The sequence below is a fragment of the Eubacterium sp. An3 genome (assembly GCF_002159465.1).
Lineage (GTDB): Bacteria > Bacillota > Clostridia > Lachnospirales > Lachnospiraceae > Anaerobutyricum > Anaerobutyricum stercoris.
Map to the genome: position 1 here is coordinate 47,832 of NZ_NFIR01000020.1, position 18,066 is coordinate 65,897.

General features: G+C 45.2%; 18 protein-coding genes and 2 pseudogenes. 19 read left to right on the forward strand and 1 reads right to left on the reverse strand.

What is annotated here, in order from left to right; translation table 11 throughout:
- Positions 1-24: 24 nt before the first annotated feature.
- The 19 genes and pseudogenes from B5F87_RS14490 to B5F87_RS14580 all read left to right on the forward strand — a co-directional run.
- A complete protein-coding gene (locus tag B5F87_RS14490; RefSeq protein WP_087282259.1) occupies positions 25-774 on the forward strand; it encodes a hypothetical protein in 750 nt (249 codons plus the stop codon).
- A gap of 118 nt (positions 775-892) precedes the next feature.
- A complete protein-coding gene (locus B5F87_RS14495) occupies positions 893-2,620 on the forward strand; it encodes an AAA family ATPase (protein ID WP_087282261.1) in 1,728 nt (575 codons plus the stop codon).
- Positions 2,617-4,038 carry a UvrD-helicase domain-containing protein gene (locus B5F87_RS14500; protein ID WP_087282263.1) on the forward strand — a complete coding sequence of 474 codons (1,422 nt, stop codon included), beginning with the start codon at positions 2,617-2,619 and terminating at the stop codon, positions 4,036-4,038. Before B5F87_RS14495 ends, B5F87_RS14500 begins: the two co-directional genes overlap by 4 nt.
- A gap of 46 nt (positions 4,039-4,084) precedes the next feature.
- The gene (locus B5F87_RS14505) at positions 4,085-5,059 is read left to right on the forward strand and encodes a WYL domain-containing protein (RefSeq protein ID WP_087282265.1); all 975 of its coding nucleotides are present in this window, start codon (positions 4,085-4,087) and stop codon (positions 5,057-5,059) included.
- Between the two features lie 48 nt (positions 5,060-5,107).
- Complete coding sequence (locus B5F87_RS21445; protein ID WP_242964493.1) at positions 5,108-5,596, forward strand: hypothetical protein; 489 nt, start codon at positions 5,108-5,110, stop codon at positions 5,594-5,596.
- A gap of 141 nt (positions 5,597-5,737) precedes the next feature.
- On the forward strand, positions 5,738-6,352 hold the full coding sequence (locus tag B5F87_RS14515) for a S24 family peptidase (RefSeq protein WP_087282267.1): 615 nt from the start codon (positions 5,738-5,740) through the stop codon (positions 6,350-6,352).
- A gap of 42 nt (positions 6,353-6,394) precedes the next feature.
- Positions 6,395-6,589 (forward strand): translation initiation factor 2, encoded by a 195-nt coding sequence (locus tag B5F87_RS14520; RefSeq protein WP_087282268.1) that lies wholly within the window; start codon positions 6,395-6,397, stop codon positions 6,587-6,589.
- Positions 6,590-6,615: 26 nt separating this feature from the next.
- A complete protein-coding gene (locus tag B5F87_RS14525) occupies positions 6,616-6,834 on the forward strand; it encodes a hypothetical protein (protein ID WP_083831477.1) in 219 nt (72 codons plus the stop codon).
- 406 nt (positions 6,835-7,240) lie between these two features.
- The gene (locus B5F87_RS14530; RefSeq protein WP_242964495.1) at positions 7,241-7,507 is read left to right on the forward strand and encodes a helix-turn-helix transcriptional regulator; all 267 of its coding nucleotides are present in this window, start codon (positions 7,241-7,243) and stop codon (positions 7,505-7,507) included.
- A 479-nt stretch (positions 7,508-7,986) separates the two neighbouring features.
- Positions 7,987-8,364: a type II toxin-antitoxin system PemK/MazF family toxin gene (locus B5F87_RS14535; RefSeq protein ID WP_009259813.1), complete on the forward strand. Its 378-nt coding sequence runs from the start codon at positions 7,987-7,989 to the stop codon at positions 8,362-8,364.
- Positions 8,361-8,561 carry a hypothetical protein gene (locus tag B5F87_RS14540; RefSeq protein ID WP_087282273.1) on the forward strand — a complete coding sequence of 67 codons (201 nt, stop codon included), beginning with the start codon at positions 8,361-8,363 and terminating at the stop codon, positions 8,559-8,561. The genes B5F87_RS14535 and B5F87_RS14540 overlap by 4 nt, the downstream gene beginning before the upstream one ends.
- A gap of 4 nt (positions 8,562-8,565) precedes the next feature.
- The gene (locus tag B5F87_RS14545) at positions 8,566-9,570 is read left to right on the forward strand and encodes a hypothetical protein (protein WP_087282275.1); all 1,005 of its coding nucleotides are present in this window, start codon (positions 8,566-8,568) and stop codon (positions 9,568-9,570) included.
- Positions 9,567-10,352, forward strand: a complete 786-nt coding sequence (locus tag B5F87_RS14550; RefSeq protein ID WP_087282277.1) for a DUF6551 family protein — start codon at positions 9,567-9,569, stop codon at positions 10,350-10,352. Before B5F87_RS14545 ends, B5F87_RS14550 begins: the two co-directional genes overlap by 4 nt.
- A gap of 115 nt (positions 10,353-10,467) precedes the next feature.
- On the forward strand, positions 10,468-10,719 hold the full coding sequence (locus B5F87_RS14555) for a DUF6870 family protein (RefSeq protein WP_009259817.1): 252 nt from the start codon (positions 10,468-10,470) through the stop codon (positions 10,717-10,719).
- 168 nt (positions 10,720-10,887) lie between these two features.
- Complete coding sequence (locus B5F87_RS14560; RefSeq protein WP_087282279.1) at positions 10,888-12,522, forward strand: recombinase family protein; 1,635 nt, start codon at positions 10,888-10,890, stop codon at positions 12,520-12,522.
- Positions 12,523-12,537: 15 nt separating this feature from the next.
- Positions 12,538-14,253 carry a recombinase family protein gene (locus tag B5F87_RS14565; protein ID WP_087282281.1) on the forward strand — a complete coding sequence of 572 codons (1,716 nt, stop codon included), beginning with the start codon at positions 12,538-12,540 and terminating at the stop codon, positions 14,251-14,253.
- Entirely contained in the window at positions 14,250-15,899 is a 1,650-nt protein-coding gene (locus tag B5F87_RS14570) for a recombinase family protein (protein WP_087282282.1), read from the forward strand. The genes B5F87_RS14565 and B5F87_RS14570 overlap by 4 nt, the downstream gene beginning before the upstream one ends.
- Positions 15,877-16,206 (forward strand): hypothetical protein, encoded by a 330-nt coding sequence (locus B5F87_RS14575; RefSeq protein ID WP_009259821.1) that lies wholly within the window; start codon positions 15,877-15,879, stop codon positions 16,204-16,206. The genes B5F87_RS14570 and B5F87_RS14575 overlap by 23 nt, the downstream gene beginning before the upstream one ends.
- A 77-nt stretch (positions 16,207-16,283) precedes the next feature.
- Positions 16,284-17,729, forward strand: a pseudogene (locus B5F87_RS14580) (recombinase family protein); the annotation flags it as partial.
- 7 nt (positions 17,730-17,736) lie between these two features.
- Here B5F87_RS14580 and B5F87_RS14585 read toward each other — a convergent pair.
- Positions 17,737-17,922: pseudogene (locus B5F87_RS14585) on the reverse strand (recombinase family protein); the annotation flags it as partial.
- Positions 17,923-18,066 lie beyond the last annotated feature (144 nt).

An 18,066-nucleotide genomic window follows, 5' to 3' on the forward strand; every position in this document is an offset into this window, starting at 1 on the left:
TTATAGTTGAAAAGGAAGTGCAGTATGGCAAAATCGTCATTAGAACGACAAATTGAACGGCAAATGAAACAATCGAAACAACTTGCTAATAAGAAACGTAGAGAACAGGATAAAGCTGAAAGAAGGGCTATACTTAAAGATAGGGCAGCGACTATCATCAATGGACAACCGATAATAGAAGGTTTCCGGGTTATGGATCAGACAGCTGAAGCAATTCTTGAATGTTTACTGAACTGCGAAAGGGGTAATGGTACACATATTTGTTTTGAGAATGACATTTTTCCAGATTATGTACAAACGTCGTTGGGATTAGAGTTTGAAAAGTTAATTCAATATGGAATGATTGGTGGTTTATTCTTTTATGATAACGGCGGGATGCTGGATTTGCTTCCGCCCGCATTTAGTTACTTTGAAAGCAAAAATGCCGCATATGAAAAACAGAAAGAGCAGGAAGAATCGAATAAACTGAAAAACATTATAAATTACGGGAATTTAGTGTTTGGTGATGTGTCTGGCTCCACACTAACCGTTGATAATTCTATTCATAAAATCGAACAGGCAATAGAAGAAAATGGTGGCACAGATAAAGAGGACTTGTATGAGATTCTGAATGATGTTAAAGAACTTATAGAGAACATACAGACAAGCCGAACCATACCAAAGCAGAAAAAACTTTTTGAAAGAATTTCTGATCACATGGAAAAACACGGATGGTTTTATGGTGCGGTAGTACAGCTGTTGGGAACAGCGGCAATAAATCTGTTGGGTGCATGATATGATCATACCTTCATGAAATGATTGTAGTATGCATTACTTCAGGAGTAAAAAGAATTAGTTGTTAGATAATTCTTGAAAGAATGGCAAGAGATAAGGCTAAGGGAGGGAAACTCTAATGAGATTAATAAATCTTGAAATACATAACTTTCGTGGAATTCAAAATGCAAAAATTGATTTTCCAATGAATAACAGATTTATTTGCTTGATTGGCGCAGGAGATAGTACCAAATCTACGATTTTGCTCTCCCTTGAGTGGCTCTTTTCACAAACATGGAATTTGCCAATCTGTGACAATGATTTTTATCTTGCAAATACTGAAAACAAGATCACGATCTGTGGAACATTTACTGAGTTTCCTGATTATTTCTTAGCAGAAGATAAATTCGGCTTATTCTTACGGAAACCTGGAATTCCATATGATGGCATCACAAACGACGAACCAGCAGATGGAGAGCCACTTTGTCTTACCATTCAATTTACGGCAGACAGTTCCTTGGAACCGCATTGGAATGTTGTATGTAATAGAAATGATCCTAAAACTATAACCAACAAGGAACGGGCTCAGCTTGCAGTTGGATGTGTTGGCGAAAATTGCGCAAGAGACATGACGTGGGGACGGTATTCTGTTCTACAAAAGTATGCTGATTCTAAAGGAGTTCTTCATAATGCCTATACTAAAGCTATGAGAGAGGCTGCTGCAAACACTGATTTGGACTTGTTAGATGGCCTTTCTGACGATATTAAGAGCATCGGAGGACGATATGGCGTTGGATTTGAAAACGATATTAAGAGTAAACTGTTGATTCAGAGTGGATCATTCACTACATCTGCAGGACTCTATGACGGACAAATTCCTTTGAATTTAAGAGGAGTTGGCAGTCAAAGGCTTCTGTCTATAGGGTTGAATATCAAAGCTTATTCTAATGGCACTGTTTTATTGATTGACGAGATTGAGCGCGGCCTTGAGCCTTATAGATTACGCAGTCTGATAAATGAACTACGAAATCAGACGGGAACATCCGGACAGGTTATTATTACAACACACTCTCCTGTTGTATTAACGGAGTGTTCTGCCTCCGAACTAGTCATTGTACACTCTCAAAACGGAGATACAAACGTATTCTATTTTAATAAAAGTGATGAAAAAGTATATGAGCAGCTTCAGAAACAGATTCGCAGTGATGCCGATGCTTTCTTGTGTAAGGCCTTAATTGTCTGCGAAGGAAAAACAGAATATGGATTTGTCAAGGCATTTGATGATTTTATAGCTCAAAATCTCGGAATTAGAATGGCTCATAAAGGAGTAGGTATAGCTCTTGGAGGAGGAGATACCACGTTTGCTTATGCTGATTCACTTCGAGATCGAGGATATGAAATTAGCATCTTTATGGATTCTGATAAGGAAAGCGATGCTGCTGAAAAAGAGAAGAGACGGCGTTTATACGGAACAACAATATTCGATTGGGATAATCCGAATGCTATAGAACAACAGCTGTTTCTTGATTTGCCGGAATCTTTGATCCAACAGCTTATAGATATTACTGTAGATGAAAAAGGTGCGACAGCGATGGCTGGCACTTTGTACTCTGAGGGTATTTCATTTGATATTTGTGAAGATGGAACCAAACTCATTCTAAATGATTTTTCACAAGTCACACGTCTTACTCTTGGAAAATTGGCAAAACAAAAAGGGAAAAATGGACGTATTGGAGAATGGTATAAACGGATTGATTTGGGACGCGAAATCGGCCAAATTATTTTTGAACACTGGTCAGAGATTGATCAAAGTACAAAACTGTTTCAAACGGTATCTTCTATGATTGAGTGGGTAAAAAATCTATGACGCCTGAAGAATTAGTAAAGATTGAAAGTAAATATAATGTTGCAATTATAGCACCTGCTGGACACGGAAAAACAGAAATGGTAGCCGATATGGTCGCTGGATTTTCTGGAAAGCAGTTGGTGCTTACACACACGAATGCAGGTGTTGATGCCATACAAAAACGTCTTTCGAAAAGAAAAGTAGACACACACAAATATACAATTTTGACTATCGCAGCTTTTTGTAATCGTTGGGGTTATTCGTACCACTGGACATCTAGAATGGATGCAACGCTATCGCCATTTAAAAAAGAAGATCAGAAACAATATTATGCTCAGTTATATACAGGAGCATTGGAATTATTTAAACATACGTGGGTTGGCAAAGTACTCTCATCTTCGTATAAAGGAATAATTGTCGATGAGTATCAGGACTGTACACTTGCTCAACACGCATTGATTAAACAATTAAATAAGTATCTCCCAGTAAGAGTTCTCGGAGATCCTCTTCAGGGGATATTTGGGTTTAAAGATCCCATTGTGAATTGGTCTGATATTTCTTTTGAACTTATTGATGTGGATACGTATCCATGGCGCTGGGAAAATTCTAATCCAAAACTCGGAGCATATCTGGAAGAACTAAGATCCCATTTGTTACCTGCCATTCAAGGGCGACAATGTATGATTAGTATTGCTCCTATTAGCAATATCTTAGAAGTTATTGCTCCATTGGATTTTGATGGATACAAGCTGCTTCGACAGTTACAGCAGTATAAGTCTGTCCTGTATCTGGCAAAATGGGAAAATGATCAATTAGCCTTCTGCAAAAAGATGCCTGGAATTTTTCAGCAAGATGAAAAACAAGATTGTGGCATTCTGTTTGAGTACGCACGTCTTTTTGATCAAAGTGAAAATGAACAACTTGCATTGTCTATATTATGCTTTATAAACGAATGTGCCACTCGAGTATCTTCTGAGTGTAATTCGTACATTAAGAGACTTAAATCCGGATCCTCAGATTTTTCGAGAATTAAAAAGTATGAACAATTGGGAAGATTGCTAAAATTAGTAATTGAAAATAACTCATCGCAAAATCTTATAGAAGTATTTCACTGGTTTGAAGAAAATAAACAATTTAAGTTTTATCGCATGGAGCTTTATCAAGAAATGCTTCGGAGTATCAGGCTTGCCGCAACCAAAGCAATCGACATTTATGATGCTGCTACTCTTGTCCGAAATGACTCTACTTTGCAAAAAAGATATACGAACTTCAAGTATTTGTCATCCAGAACACTTCTTTCAAAAGGTTTGGAATTCGACTGTGTTATTGTTGATATGACAAAAGAACTGACAGCAAAAGAATTTTATGTGGCCATGACAAGAGCAAAGAAAATGGTCTACTTAATCACAGATAAATCCACTTTGATTTTGAAACCATAACTAAAAATGAGAACCGGGATATATGGTATGTGGAGGATACAAAACAATGGAAAATGATCACCAACTTAGAATTTTATACTTATATCAAATATTGCTCCGTCACTCCGATGTGGACCATCCAGTTTCCACCAAAGAACTGATAGACATGATGGAAACCTATCACCAGATCAAGCTGCATCGGACAACCATCCCTAAATACATAGAACTGCTGAACGCCGGTGGCCTTGAAGTGATGGAGATTCGTTCCCGTGAAAAGAAATATTATCTGAATGACCGTCTGTTTGAACTGCCGGAAGTGAAATTGCTGATTGATGCGGTGCAGTCTTCAAAGTTTATCTCCGTAGGCAAAAGCCAGGTGCTGATTTCTAAACTGATGGCGCTTACCAGTGAAGCCAATGCGGCAAAACTCAAGCGCAATCTATATGTGACTGGACGTGTTAAATCGGACAACGAAAAAAGCTACTACATTGTCGAAGCAATCAATGATGCGATTAACGAAGGTAAACGGATTTCATTCTACTATACGGATTACAATACTCAAAAAGAGAGGGTGCTGAAAAACGATGGGTTACCGTATGTTATCAGTCCTTATGCGCTGATATGGGATGGTGACTTCTACTATGTTCTTGGCCTGAACCATAGCCGGAATCAAATCAATACCTTCCGGGTAGATCGGATCAGCAGACAGCCGGAAATTCTTGATGAGGCAGCGACATCGGCACCAGACAGCCTGAATCTGGCAAATTATTCGCGTGAGGTCTTTCGGATGTACGATATGGAGGAACCGGTTGAAGTATCGCTGCTTTGCGAAAACAGTCTGATGAAACATCTGATAGATCACTTTGGTCTGGATGTAGAGACGGAAACTGTAGATGACAATCATTTCAGAGCAAGAGTATTGGTTTGTACCAGCCCAACTTTTTACCGCTGGGTCTTTGGTTGGTGCGGCAGGATGAAGATAGAAAGCCCTGCTTTCGTACTGGACGAATATCAGCGGATGGCGAGGGCTGCGCTGGAATGAGTCTGTTTCAGATTTAACGGAGACGGTAACTGTATGAACCGACAACGAATGAACAATTCAAATAAGAAATATAAGGAACTAAAGCAGAAGCAAAAAGCCCGTATCTCCGATTTGATGTATCGGGAAACCGACCGGTTTCTGCAGGAAAAGAAGCAACCACCGGATGATAATGAAGTTGTTCAAATTGCTGAGCGGGTATACTGTCGCATTCAGGGGCTTGGATTCTGGATTCCTTATGGCGAAGTGCTGAATGAATACCAGAAAAAATGTCCACATATTCTCCAGCGATTACAAGAATCCGGTTTGCCACAGCACTTGCTTCCCAAAACGAAAAACGCCTCATCCGCTGACTCAATGAGCACATCAAAGGTGAAACAGCGCAAAGCAAAAGGACACAGACGGAAAAAGCCGAAAGAAGTTCCTCTTCCCGAACAGGATGATACCTTTTTCTTTATTGTCGGTTATACTTCCGGCGGCGCTCCCTATGGTGTGACCTGGGAGGAAATGGGATTAGAACCACGGGAAGAAATCGAATAAACAATGATATTTCGCACGAGATGTCGCTAACTGGCGACATCTCATTTTTTCTGGCAAAATATCCCTTGCAAGAAGAACGGGCGTTCGCTATAATATAAATATCTGAAACGAGCCGTTTCATTTAGAATGTGAGGAATGACCATGAGAAGCAAGAACCCGGAAGTGATGAATGCAATCTGTACCTTTGTTGACCAGTATTACCGTGAACACCACGCCTCTCCGTCTGTAAATGAGATTGCACAAGGCGTTGGCGTGTCAAAGGCGACTTCCTATCGCTACCTTGTCGCCATGAATGAGCGCGGTATGCTTTCCTATGATGGCAAAACCATTGTGACAAAGCAGGTCGGCAAATGTATCTCCGGGTACTTTTCCGCACCGGTGGTTGGCAGTATCCGCTGTGGTGACCCGGAGCGTGAAGAGGAAAGCGTAGAGGAATATGTAAGCCTTCCCAAATCCATTTTTGGTGAGGGAAAATTTTATATTCTCCGTGCTAAAGGCGACTCCATGGTAGATGCGGGCATCGAGGATGAAGATCTGATCGTTATCAGAATACAAGATACAGCGGTGGTCGGCGATATTGTCGTCGCGCTGGATGAGGACAATGAGAACACTCTGAAAATCTTTGGCGGAATTGATGAGGAAAACGGAGATGTGATTCTTCGATATGCGAATCAAACAAAGTATCCGGACAAAGAAATTCGAGTGAAGCAACTCATTGTACAGGGCGTGGCAAAACACGTCATCAAGGCCCTGTAACACTGGCCTTTACGATAAATAAGGAAAGGATGTGTTCTGACAATGGAAACCTACGATGTGCGCTGCCCAATCTGTGGGGAGCTGAACCATAATCTCTATCTGGAGGAAACGGATGGCTGGATGGAGTGCGAGCATTGCCATCAGGCGGTGCAGATACTGGCATACGCTAAAACGAAGCCAATTCCTATTTATACCGGCAGGGAGTTGGCAAAAAAATTTTTGACTTCAATAAAGTGACAAGGCCATGGAGGGAGGATGGACTTATGCAGGAAAAGGAAATTTGGCGACCATTCTCATGGCATTGTCCAAATTGCGGTGAAATCTCCGTTGGATATAAAAATTCCAGCGGCACGATCAAGGTGGAATGCTCAAAATGCCATGCAGTAATGGTCAGAAAAGTAATGGGGCGTCGGCATGACCGAATTGACATCTACGCCCCCAAAGGTGAAGTCAATGAGACTGGGCGGCTCGCCAGTCTCTGACAAAAATGAATACACAGGTATAACGACGGACAGGTTGAGATGAAACAGGCTGTGTAAATCCTGCTCCAGGTCACATACCTTAACAGTTCCAGAGGTTTAACCAGACATTACATGAGAGGCCGCTGGCAGAATTGGATTCCAATTTTGGAGTCCGGCTCTGTCGGCGGCCTTCTTTTGTTTTCCGGCAGGGCTTTCAAAAAATATCGAAAGCCTGATATGCATTAAGGGCTGAGGATACAAATATTGCACTGATCCTGTTTTAGGGAAGTGCGGTATCGGTACCCTTCTCTTTTTGCGCTCATTTTCAGGCTGTGAGATGGGAAACCGCTGCGGAGTTTGTATCCTTTGTCGCTTTTCGTACGGGCGGAAAGGAAAAATTATGTATTACGATCCGATGGAATGTGGAATGAGAATTTCGAAACTGCGTATGGAATGCGGCAAGACCCAGCAACAGATGGCCGACAAGTTGAACATTAGTCTGGATCATTACAGGGCGTTGGAAAACGGAAGACGCGGTGGTTCGCTCGACTTGCTGATTGAACTTGCTATTACGTTTGATATTTCTCTGGACTATCTGATCTTAGGGCGGGTGAAATATTCGGACAGTGAGCGTATCCAGAGAGAACTGGAAAAGATAATGGGTCAGATTGGACAATTGAAGGCTTCTCTTTAATCTACCGTGACAAACTCGACCAGTACCGTGACAACGAGTCACTCTGGAAACAATTTGGATTCGGCTACAATTTAATCACAGCCAGGGAACACCGGCTGGGAACCTTGAAAACCGAATACTCATTCATCAGGTACATTACCGTATGTCAGAGCCGGACAGGCAGTACGCCATGACCTTCCATCCGGAGGCGAGCGAACCATACTTGCTACAAAATACCGGATTGCAACCGGCAGGGCCAGGACGGCATACAGGGATAATGATACTTCTGTAATTCGCAGCCCGGCCATAAGGAAGGCGGGGAGGTTAGATGCCTATGGAGCAGCCCAGCAAGCTGCCGCCTGATGATTTCCCGCTTCTCAGGGGTGTCGAGGACAAATGTGAGAAAATAACCGCTTAAGAAATTTTCGGGAGCCATGACCGGGAATGTTATTCCCGTGTTCTGGCTCCTTTAACATACCCACAAGAAAGGAGTACACACAATGGATCGAGATTTCAAACAATATCATCGCGGAGAGATATACTTCGCAAACTTAAATCCTGCCTATGGCTGTGAGCACGGCGGTATCCGCCCTGTGCTGATCCTGCAGAATGACGTAGGCAACTTCTATTCACCGACATTGATCGTCACACCTGCTACAAAGCAGGCCGACAAAAAGCCATATCTGCCGACACACGTTGTTCTGAGCAAGATCCCCGGAATGAAGTATGACGGAGACTCCTTGTTCATGTTGGAACAGTTACGGGTGATCGATAAGCACCGCATACGCGGCTACGCTGGGCGGTTGACCAAAGCTCAGATGGAACTGATTGATAAAGCGGTATGTGCCAGCCTGGGGCTTTCCCAGGATAGTGTATGACGCGCCTGACCCGGCAAGGAAATGACAGGAATTCCCTGATCTGTCTTTGCCCCACCTGCCGGGAAAACTTCGAGATCACAGGGAGTTATCGTATCCGGCGGGCAAATTACCAGCAGACAGTAAAGGAAATCTGCACCTACTGCCAGATTCGCATGGGCTATGACTACTATGTAACGCCGGTATCGGAACGGGGGTGATGAGATGGATGAACTACTGCGGATTGACCCAGAGTTCGAGTCTAAAATTCCACCTCTGACTGAGGAAGAATATCAACTGCTGGAAGAAAATATTCTCCAGGACGGCGTTGTGCTGAATCCGTTGATTGTCTGGAACGGCTGCATCGTAGATGGTCATAATCGCTTTCGTATTATTCAAGCACATCCGGAAATCAAATACACAGTCTTTGAAAAGGAGTTTCCTGACCGCTATGCCGCCATTGCTTGGATTTGCTGTAACCAGCTTGGTCGTCGAAATTTGACACCACAGCAGAAGAAATATTTGATTGGACAGCGGTATGAAGCGGAGAAGCTGGCTAATTGCTTCCGAGGAAATCAATACGCTTTAGTAGGCAAAAGTGCTTCGGGTCAAAATGACCCGAAGCAAAAATCCGAACGAACCAGTGAATGCATCGCACGGGAAATTAACACCAGCGAAAGCTATGTCCGTCGTGCTGAGCGTTATGCTAAGGGAGTCGATGCTGCCGAGGAAATAGAACCCGGCATCAAACAGGAACTGCTTTCAGGCTCCATTAAACCCACGGATACTGCTGTGGCAGCTATTGCCAAAGCCAATCCCGATGATCGTCCAGCTTTAGTTGAACAGCTACGTCAGTCAAAGCTAATGTCAGATAAAGCACCAGTCTCAGTTGAACAGCAAGCATCGACAGAGATTGAGCCTTCATCAATTATTGATGATGAAGCTCAGCCAGAGCCGGAAGAATCTGAGCTTCCTGCCCGACCCATGACAGAAATCCAAAAAATCCTTGCGATTTCTTCCGGTATGGAAACTGCGGAAGAACTTGCTGATGAAAGCACCATGTTCTACGAACTGGAGGATGCGGTATCTACCATGATACGCCGATGTCTCCGCTGCTTTGAAAGCTATCCGGGACTTTTAAATAAGAAATCGTACCGCCGCAAGGTACTGAAAATATTCAAAGAAGCCATTCAATTCATTCAAAAAATCGAACAGGAGGAATCAACATGAAGAACCTGATTAACTGCCCCTTTGACGAGATGATGATCTACAGCAAGAACCTGGAAGTCCCTCGTAACGCTTACCAGCGGGAACTGAATCCCAACCGTGTCCGCAAGATCGCGGCAGAATTTGACGAGCATATCGCCAATGACCCGAAGGTCAGCTTCCGTGACGGTCACTACTATGTTTTTGACGGTCAGCACACTATTGCCGCCAGGAAGCTCCGCAACGGCGGTCAGGACTTGCCCATCCGCTGCAAAGTGTTCTATGGTCTCTCCGAACTGGATGAGGCTATTTTGTTTGCCCAGCAGACTGGCACTTCCGCTCAGCTCACCGCCGGTGCGAAATTGCGGGCGTTGATTTACGGCAATGACCCGGATGCGGTGTCCTTCCTGAAAGCCACGGAGGATGTAGGCTTGCGGCTGGACTACAACCAGGACAGAGGCAAGTGCCGGATCGGCTGCGTTGGCACTGCCTACTCCATCTACAAAAAGGTGGGCGAAAAAATTTATAAGGAAGGAATGCAGCATATTGTAAATGCCTGGGACGGCGCTCCGGATTCCCTTCGTTTTGAGATTCTGCTTGGCGTAGTATTTTTCGTTGATCTCTATCACGATGAATATAGCCCTAAGCGTCTGGTCGAGCAGCTGCGCCGGTACGATCCGCTTACCATTTACCGGGAAGGTCGTTCCCTCGGAGTAAATATGGCTGGGTACAAAAAGTATATGTACCAGGTCTACCGGATGTATAACGGAAGCAGCCGCCGCTATATGCTTCCCCTGAAATTCTGATGCCGGACGGATAAAGAAGACCGACCCGTAATAGGTATAGAATAACGAACCCCGGAAGGGAGGTCGCCGTGACTATTTTATTGAGCCGCATCATAAGATGGAAGGGGGAAATCATGTGGCGTATCAATCCGTAGAGGAAATGAAAAACGTAGACCCTCGGACGGTTGACCGCTCCCAGCTGGTTGACCGCGAGAGCGTCCGTTTAGACCCGGACGCCGGATATGAGGAACGCTTGAAATCCCATATCCGGCAAATCCGCAATCCTTACTGTTACTTAGACGGAGGCATTGTTGTGAAGCTGGCGTTCCAGCCGAAAGGCCCTACCATAGAGGAGCGCGTCAACAGCGTATATCTCTCCGGCAGCTGACATCCTTTTCAAATGTCCTGCCGGGATGGTAAGATAAAACCGGGTCAAAAACAAAACAGGAACACGAGCCGCAGTCATGGTTTGCTGGGGCTTGTACTCCTGCGTTTATAGTAGGATCAGCCTCCGTCTTTCTGTGGTGATACATTGGAAAGATTGGAGGTTTTTATTGTGCCAGAAAGGATTTATCGAACGGGAATCTATGCGAGACTTTCCCGTGAGGACAACGAACACGGAGAAAGCAATTCCATATCCAGTCAAAAGGCCATTTGCATGGAGTATATCTCCCGCCATCCAGACCTGGAACTGGTGGAGATTTACGATGAAGATGACGGTTACAGCGGAACCAACATGGAGCGTCCGGGATTTCAGCGGATGCTTCAGGATATGCGCTCCGGCAAAATTGACTGTGCAATCAGCAAGGATCTGAGCCGGTTTTCCAGAAACTACATTGAGGCAGGAAATTATCTGGAGAAGATTTTCCCGTCCTTGGGCATCCGCTATATTGCCGTCAATGACTGTTATGACAGTCTGGCACCGGGAAGTGCTTCGGATGCTATCACACTGCCGTTTAAGAATCTGGTAAACGACATTTACTGCCGGGATATATCGGTAAAAATCCGAACCAACCTGGAAGTGAAGCGCCGGAAAGGTGAATATGTTGGCTCTTTCGCTCCGTATGGCTACCAGAAATCCACAGAGGATAAAAACCGTCTGGTGGTGGATGACGATGCAGCTGAGATCGTAACCATGATTTTCGGAATGTTTAAGGACGGTTTTCCCATCCTGCGCATTGCACAGCGGCTGAATCAAAGCGGTGTGCCCACTCCGATGGAACACAAACGCCAGCAAGGGGTAAGATTTCAGACAGCGTTTCGGCGGCGGGATGTTCCCCAATGGGAATACAACACCATCGCCAGAATATTGAAGAACGAAGTTTACTTAGGCAACCTGACTCAGGGCAAGCGAGGAACGCCCAACCACAAGGTACATGATATTCGTCTGAAAGATGAAGCAGACTGGATTCATGCAGAAGCTACCCATGAAGCGCTGATCTCACCGGATGATTTCATGGTGGTGTCGGAACTGCTCAAACGGGATATGCGGGCTGCGGATGACAGCGGACAGCATTATTTGTTTTCCGGATTCCTTTACTGCGGGGATTGTAAGCAGGGTATGGTGAGAAAAACTGTGACGCGCAGTGGGAAAAAGTATATTTATTATGTCTGCGGAAAACATCGGAAAGAAAAGAACTGCTCTCCCCATTCTTTCAGTGAGAACCGACTGCGGGAAGTTGTATTCCATGCGATCCATGACCAGATTGAAACCGTTATGCACCTGGATCAGGTGGTTACGTTTATCGAACGTCTTCCTCTGGAAAATCGGAAATCTTTCAACTATGAAGCACAGATTGTCAAAGTAGAGGAAGAAATCGAACGGTACAGGAAACTGAAGCTCCGGCTCTATGAAGATCTGGCAGATGGCGTGATTACAAAGAGTGAGTATACGGAGTTCCGCAACGCCTATACGGCTCGGATTGAAGAGAAATCGGAAACCGTGGAACGTCTGAAGAAAGAACAGGCGCAGGCGGTAACTACCGGTATGACGAACCGTGCCTGGGTACAGGCGTTTGCTCAGTTCCAAAATATTTCGGAGCTGGATCGCCGGGTGTTGGTGGCACTGGTAGACCGGATTTTTATTTACGAGAACAAAGCGATTGAGATTCAATTCAAATACCGGGATGAATACGAGCTGGCGCTCCGCTATGTCCAGGAATTTGAAGAAAGGCCAGCTGCGGCTGGCTGAACATAGGAGGATACCATGGCAAGAAAAAGTAGAAAAAACAGCAGTCAGCCGGAATCGACAGCACAGATCGGGCAGATGTCCTATGTCACTGCAATCTATGCACGGCTGTCTGTAGAGAACAGCGGAAAACAGGACGAAGGCGCTTCTCTCCAGAACCAGATTGATGTTTGTAAGGAGTATGTTGCAGGCTGTCCCTATCTCAGACTTGCGGAGGTTTACGCCGATAACGGAAAAACCGGCACGGTTTTTGACCGTCCTGCCTGGAACCGGCTGATGGATGATGTGCGTAGCGGTAAGGTGGAAGCTATCGTGGTTCGTGATCTGAGCCGATTCGGGAGAGATTACATTGAAGTAGGCAACTATCTGGAAAAGATTTTTCCGGCATTGGGAACACGCTTCATCTCTGTCAAAGAAAACTTTGACAACTTTACCTGCGGCAGTTCCATGGAGTCCCTCTCTGTGTCGTTGCAAAATTTGATTAACGCCCTGTATTCCAGAGATATTTCCCGTAAGGTTTCCACGGCACTCCTGGCGCAGCAGCAAAACGGAACCTTTCAGAGCCGTAACCCGCCTTACGGGTATATGTGGAATGAAGATAAGTCCGCTTATGTAATTGACGAGGCTGCCGCTCCTTATGTGCGGAATATATTTCGCTGGAAGATGGAGGGCGTTTCCGTCAATTCCATGATTCACCGCTTAGAAGAAGCAGGCGCTGTCCATCCGGAACTTCGCAAGCGTGAAAATGGTTCTCGACATGGCAATCAGGTTGGAAAAGGTTGGGCAAAGTCCACGATCAATTCCATTCTTGAAAACCCGGTCTATCTGGGACACACGATTCACGGCAGAATGCGTACCGCTATTTATAAGGGTGTCAAGAAGCATAAGGAAGATCCAGAAAACTGGATTTGGTATGAAAATACGCATCCGGCGATCATTTGCCAGGAAGATTTCGATACAGTTCAGTATATTCTGGCGGAGGCCAGTCGTATCCGGCAGGAGAAAATGAAACAGTCTGCCATTATCCGGGAACAGATGATTGATTTCTTTGACCAGAAAATATTCTGTGCAGACTGTAAAAAGCGAATGTACTTTCACCGACACCGGATTGACAAAAAGGGACCGGAAGAATGGATGGGGTCATATGAGTGCAGCACCTATACTTCACGCCGCCACGAACATTGTACAAAGCATTATATACGACAGAATGTTCTGAATGAAAAAGTGCTCACTGTCATACAGGATCAGCTACAGGTTGCCCTCAACTACGAGCGGCTGCTTAATATCTTAAAGGGAAGCAAGGAAGAAAGCAATCTCAAAGAAAAGTACAACGCCGCTGTCTCCAGTATCAGCTTGAAGCTGAATGCCCTGAATCAAAAACGAAGCAAGTTATATGAAAGCTACGTGGAAGGTATTCTGAATGAAGAAGAATATTCTTTTGCTAAGAAGACCTATGAGAAAGAACATGAACGCCTGAGTCAGCTGATAGATGAAGCGGTTCAGCGCCGGACAAAGTTTCTTGATTCTATTTCTCCGGATAATAAATGGATGTCTATGATGAAGGCGGCCACCGGTACTACGGAACTGACGCAGAAGCTGGTGAATACCATGATAGAGAAAGTTCTGATTTATGAAAATGGCGCTGTCGAAGTTGTTCTTTATTACGATGATGTGTATCAGGAAATGTGCCAGAGTATTCTGGAAATGCAAAAGAAGAAGGAGGCGAACTCATGAAAGAACCAAAAGTTGCCATTTATATCCGTTTATCCATGGCTGACGAGGATACACGCCGATCCAAAGAGGAAAGCGACAGCGTACAGCACCAGCGTCTGCTGATTCATGAATTTCTGAACCGGCATCCGGAATTAAAAGATGCTTCACGCACGGAATTTGTAGACGACGGTTTTACTGGTACAAACACCAATCGTCCGGCTTTTCAGAATATGATGAAAAAGCTCCGCTCCGGTGAACTGAACGTCCTCGTTACCAAAGATTTTTCAAGAGCCATGCGGGACTACACAGAAATGGGAAACTATCTGGAATGTGTGTTTCCTTTTTTGGGTGTGAGGTATATCTCAATCAATGATGGTTATGACAGCAACGATTATAAAGGTGTTACCAGCGGAATGGATGTAGTAATCCGAAATATTGTCTATGCGTCTTACAGCAAAGACCTGTCCGTGAAGACCACAACGGCAAAGCTGCAAATGATGAAGCAGGGCAAGTATGTGGGCAGCATTGCTCCTTACGGCTATCAGTTTCACCCGACTATCCGCAACAAGCTGGCGATTGACCCGGAATCTGCTTCGGTGGTGCGAAGGATTTTTGATCTGGCGCTGGCAGGAAAAAAGACCAGACAGATTGCGGAGATTTTGAACATAGACGGCATACTGACACCGGGCAGTTACTTCCGTCTGAAACATCCAGGCCAGAACCGTTTTCAGAAACGGAAAGAAAGCAACGGCTGGAATTATCATACGGTGCTGGGCATCTTGCATCAGTACGAATACACTGGCGCAACAGTTGGGCATAAACGTTCCAAAGCTGCTGTCAATGTCAAAAAAGCGCTTCCGAATAAGAAAGAGGACTGGATTGTAGTGGAGAATATGCACGAAGCCATCGTAACCCATGAGGAATTTCAGAAGGTGCAGGAAATACTGAAGCTCGGCAGGAAACGCGGTAGTCATGGAATACAGGAGTACCCATTAAAAGGTGTTGTCCGATGTGCAGAGTGCCATCGGATAATGACTCGCCGGACTGGCAGAAAAGGCGCTGTATATTATCTATGTGATAAGTCGGCATCCGATCCGGGCGCATCCTGCCCACGGGGAAAGCATTTCATGGAGACTGACATTGAACAGGTAGTGCTTCATGCCATTCAGCAAATGCTTACTTTGTATCGGCAAAAAGAAAACCAGAAAACAGCCTTACAGTTTACCCGGACAGGCAGGATCAACGCCTGCATGGCTGAATTAACCCGTCTGCAGCAGCTTCAGGAGCGCTACCGGCAGGAAAAACTGACTCTGTATGAAAGTTATATTGCCGGTGACTGTAGCAAGGAACGCTATCTTAAGAAAAAGGCTGAGATTGATAAAACAGTTCAAGAACTGGATGAAGATGTAAAGAAACAGGAATCGGCTTTGGCCGCTCTGGAGGAGGAAGCTCATACATCGGAAAATCCACTGCGGGAACTGAGCAGACAGTACCAGGATACCCCATCTCTTACCAAAGAAATGGTACGGGGATTTATTCAGGATATTTACATCTATCCGGATTCGCAGATTGAGATTGTATGGAAATTCCGGGACTGCTTTGCAGACCTGACAGACAATCAAACAGAAGAAACGGAGGACAATTATGGAACTGACATTCAAAGATAATACTGCCGCAGATTTGCAGGATCGTGCGTGTAGTATTCTGTTATCGCTGAGCATGATGGCTGACGTGAGAAACAGAAAGATTGATGGAACCAGTGAAGTGGCTCGTGTATGCCGCCAGGAGCAGAAATATCATTATCAACGTGCCGTGCTTAATACCTTGAGGCTTCTCGGCGTGATAATCGGACATACCGAAATGGCAAGCGACAAAACTCTTGAAACTATCAGCGAAACCGGTTATGATGGCTTCCTTCACATAATTCGTCAATATGAGGCATACTTTGATTTAGACGACAAATTCGAGGCATAATCCTCCTGATGAAAAGTCGGAGGACGCGGCGGGCAGACAGCCCGGAAACGTCCTCTGGCTTTTCAAAATTTTTTGGTTCTTTGTTGACACAAGGAGACCTCTCCCGTCTTGGCAGAAACTATCTGAAAACGGGCGAACTCATAGAGATTGTATTTCCCGAAAACGGAGTGCGCTATATCGCGATTAACGACGGAGTTGACACAGCGCGGGAGGATAACGAGTTTACCCCCTTGCGGAACTGGTTTAACGAGTTTTACGCCCGCGATACAAGCAAGAAAATCCGTGCAGTTAAACAGGCACAGGCGCAAAAAGGCGAGCGTGTCAACGGGGAATATCCATACGGCTATATCCCAGACCCGAACAACCGCCACCACCTTATACCCGACCCGGAAACCGCGCCGATTGTCAAACAGGTTTTCGCTATGTTTGTTAGCGGCGTGCGTATGTGCGAAATCCAAAAATGGCTTGCGGAAAACAAAGTCTTGACGATTGGAGCGTTGCGCTATCAGCGCACAGGACAGGCGCGGTATCAGCGGGCAATGATCGCCCCCTATACTTGGCCGGACAAAACGCTCTATGACATATTAGCAAGGCAGGAATATTTAGGGCATACCATAACCGCGAAAACTCACAAGGTATCCTACAAGTCGAAAAAGACCCGGAAGAACGAAGAAGAACAACGCTATTTCTTCCCAAACACCCATGAGCCGCTTGTTGACGAGGAAACCTTTGAACTTGCGCAAAAGCGGATTGCTACCCGCCACCGCCCGACAAAAGCAGCGGAGATTGATATTTTTTCCGGCTTGCTGTTTTGCGCTGGTTGCGGACATAAGATGTATTACCAACAGGGCGTAAATATCGAGCCGCGCAAGTTTTCCTATTCTTGCGGCGCATGGCGCAACAGGGCAAGGACAGGCAGCGAGTGTACCTCTCATTATATCCGCAAAAACGTACTTCTTGATTTAGTGCTGGAAGATATGCGGCGGATTTTGCGGTATGTTAAGGAACACGAACAGGACTTTATCTGTAAAGCTACCGAGTACGGCGACATGGAAGCGAGAAAGGCATTAGCGCAGCAGCAAAAGGAACTTTCCAAAGCACAGGCGCGTATGACCGAACTTGACACGCTTTTCCGCAAGCTGTATGAGGACAACGCATTAGGCAGACTGACAGATGAACGGTTTGTGTTTCTAACTTCCGGCTATGAGGACGAAAAGAAATCCCTTGCCGCAAGGATAGACGAGTTACAACAGCAGATCGCAACCGTTACCGAGCGAAAAAGGGATATATCAAGGTTTATTCAGATTGTCGGGAAATACAGCGACATACAGGAATTGACCTATGAAAACGTCCATGAGTTTATCGACCGTATCTTGATACACGAATTGGATCGGGAAACCAACACCCGGAAAATCGAAATCCATTACAGCTTTGTCGGACAGGTTGATACCGAGCAGGAGCCGACGCAAGTTGTCAACCATGACCGCCGTAACATGGTTGATGTAAAAAGTATCGCTATCTAACCTCAGCAAAGTTCGCGCCGGAATAGCCGTCGTCGGTGTACCAGCGCAGGTTGGTAAAGCCATTTTGTTTTGCAAAGGTTTCGAGTATCCGTTTTTGGTTCGATATGGAATTACTCTCGCCTTGCAATTCGTCCTCATGGGACAATCTCGGATAAAGGGCGGTAATGAGGTTTTGGGTGGCTTGTCTTAACATAAAATCCTCCGTTTCCGACAGCCAGCCCACTATTCCGTGGTTTCATTGTACCACGGAACAGGGCTGGTTGTATAGCGGCAAAAGTGTCAAATCTGCTTCTTTACAGCTTGTCAAATCGCCGGTTTTTGTGTAGCAGCGGCTTCC

What these genes read in the sequence shown, in the direction of transcription:
- B5F87_RS14525 (WP_083831477.1), top strand. Translation starts at nt 6,616, where the DNA reads ATGCAGGAAAAGGAAATTTGGCGACCATTCTCATGGCATTGTCCAAAT.
- B5F87_RS14530 (WP_242964495.1), top strand. Translation starts at nt 7,241, where the DNA reads ATGAGAATTTCGAAACTGCGTATGGAATGCGGCAAGACCCAGCAACAG.
- B5F87_RS14565 (WP_087282281.1), top strand. Translation starts at nt 12,538, where the DNA reads ATGGCAAGAAAAAGTAGAAAAAACAGCAGTCAGCCGGAATCGACAGCA.
- B5F87_RS14570 (WP_087282282.1), top strand. Translation starts at nt 14,250, where the DNA reads ATGAAAGAACCAAAAGTTGCCATTTATATCCGTTTATCCATGGCTGAC.
- B5F87_RS14540 (WP_087282273.1), top strand. Translation starts at nt 8,361, where the DNA reads ATGACGCGCCTGACCCGGCAAGGAAATGACAGGAATTCCCTGATCTGT.
- B5F87_RS14535 (WP_009259813.1), top strand. Translation starts at nt 7,987, where the DNA reads ATGGATCGAGATTTCAAACAATATCATCGCGGAGAGATATACTTCGCA.
- B5F87_RS14490 (WP_087282259.1), top strand. Translation starts at nt 25, where the DNA reads ATGGCAAAATCGTCATTAGAACGACAAATTGAACGGCAAATGAAACAA.
- B5F87_RS14505 (WP_087282265.1), top strand. Translation starts at nt 4,085, where the DNA reads ATGGAAAATGATCACCAACTTAGAATTTTATACTTATATCAAATATTG.
- B5F87_RS14495 (WP_087282261.1), top strand. Translation starts at nt 893, where the DNA reads ATGAGATTAATAAATCTTGAAATACATAACTTTCGTGGAATTCAAAAT.
- B5F87_RS14520 (WP_087282268.1), top strand. Translation starts at nt 6,395, where the DNA reads ATGGAAACCTACGATGTGCGCTGCCCAATCTGTGGGGAGCTGAACCAT.
- B5F87_RS21445 (WP_242964493.1), top strand. Translation starts at nt 5,108, where the DNA reads ATGAACAATTCAAATAAGAAATATAAGGAACTAAAGCAGAAGCAAAAA.
- B5F87_RS14545 (WP_087282275.1), top strand. Translation starts at nt 8,566, where the DNA reads ATGGATGAACTACTGCGGATTGACCCAGAGTTCGAGTCTAAAATTCCA.
- B5F87_RS14500 (WP_087282263.1), top strand. Translation starts at nt 2,617, where the DNA reads ATGACGCCTGAAGAATTAGTAAAGATTGAAAGTAAATATAATGTTGCA.
- B5F87_RS14550 (WP_087282277.1), top strand. Translation starts at nt 9,567, where the DNA reads ATGAAGAACCTGATTAACTGCCCCTTTGACGAGATGATGATCTACAGC.
- B5F87_RS14575 (WP_009259821.1), top strand. Translation starts at nt 15,877, where the DNA reads ATGGAACTGACATTCAAAGATAATACTGCCGCAGATTTGCAGGATCGT.
- B5F87_RS14515 (WP_087282267.1), top strand. Translation starts at nt 5,738, where the DNA reads ATGAGAAGCAAGAACCCGGAAGTGATGAATGCAATCTGTACCTTTGTT.